1 protein-coding gene is annotated in these 1,642 nt (G+C 69.1%); it reads right to left on the minus strand.

What is annotated here, in order from left to right; all coding sequences use genetic code 11:
* Positions 1–1,616 (minus strand): type I polyketide synthase (locus AC5L38_RS44100; RefSeq protein WP_495248800.1); only part of this gene is annotated, 1,616 nt, incomplete at its 3' end.
* Between the last annotated feature and the right edge of the window lie 26 nt (positions 1,617–1,642).

The following is a 1,642-nucleotide window of genomic DNA, read 5'->3' on the forward strand; positions in this document are numbered from 1 at the left end:
CGCACCTGATCCACCCAGTACTCCGGCGAGCACAGCCGCTCGGCCGTCGCCGCCTCACCGGTCAGAGTGGACACCACAGGGATCTTCGGCGGGCTGTAGGACAGCGTCCGGGCCACCGCCCGAAAGTCCTCCAGCATCGGCTCCATCAACGGCGAGTGGAAGGCATGTGACACCCGAAGGCGCTTCGTCCTGATCCCGCGCTCCTCCAGGGCTGCGGCGATCTCCAGAACCGGCTCCTCGACCCCGGAGATCACCACCGAGGACGGGCCGTTGACGGCAGCGACCGACACCTCCTTCTCACGCCCGGCCAGCAGCCCGGCGACCTCCTCCTCAGATGCCCGGACCGACACCATCGCCCCACCAGCAGGCAACCCCTGCATCAACCGCGCCCGCGCCGCCACCAAAGCGCACGCGTCCTTCAACGACAACACCCCGGCCACATGCGCAGCCGCGACCTCCCCGACCGAATGACCGGCCAGCACCCCCGGCTTCACCCCCCACGAGGACACCAGCCGGAACAGTGCCGTCTCCAGCGCGAACAGTGCCGGTTGTGCCCACCCGGTCTGATCCAACGCCTCCGCCCGCTCACTGCCCGGCTCGGCGAACAACACCTCCCGCAACGACCCTTCAAGCAGCGGGTCCAGCTCGGCGATCACGGCGTCCAAGGCCTCGGCGAACACCGGAAAACGCTCATACAGCTCACGGCCCATCCCGGCCCGCTGACTGCCCTGACCGGTGAACAACACCGCCAGCCTCGGCTCGGCCGCCGCCACGCCGCGTACCACACCGGCGCCGAGACGGTCCTCGGCCAGCGCGCCCAGCCCGGCCAGCACACCCTCACGACCATCGGCCAGCACCACCGCCCGATGCTCGAACGCCGGACGAGTCGTGACCAGCGAGAACGCCGTATCGACCAGCGCCACCTCACCACGATCCTCCACATGCGAGACCAACCGCCCGGCCTGCGCCCGCAACGCCTGACCCGTCTTGGCCGATACCAGCACCGGCACCACACCGACAGCCGGCACCCGATCCCGCGGGCTGTCCTCTCCTTCCGACCCCTGTTCGATGATCATGTGGGCGTTGGTGCCGCTGATCCCGAACGACGACACCCCCGCCCGGCGCGGACGCCCGGTCTCCGGCCACTCGACCGGCTCGGTCAACACCTCCACCGCACCCGAGGCCCAGTCCACATGCGAGGAGGGAGTATCGACATGCAGGGTCTTGGGCAGCGTGCCGTGTCGCATCGCCATGACCATCTTGATCACACCGGCAACGCCCGCGGCCGCCTGGGTGTGGCCGAAGTTGGACTTGATCGACCCCAGCAGCAGCGGACGGTCCTCGTTCCGGTCCTGGCCATACGTCGCCAGCAGGGCTTGAGCCTCGATCGGATCGCCCAGCGTGGTGCCGGTGCCGTGCCCTTCCACCGCGTCGACATCCGCGAAAGACAACCCCGCCCCGGCCAGCGCCTGACGAATCACCCGCCGCTGCGAGGGACCGTTCGGCGCCGTCAAACCGTTCGACGCACCATCCTGGTTGATCGCCGAACCGCGCACGATCGCCAACACCTCATGGCCGTTGCGCTGAGCGTCCGACAACCGCTCCAACACCAGCATGCCCACACCCTCGGACCAGCTCACCC

The sequence above is a fragment of the Streptosporangium nanhuense genome, assembly GCF_059358815.1.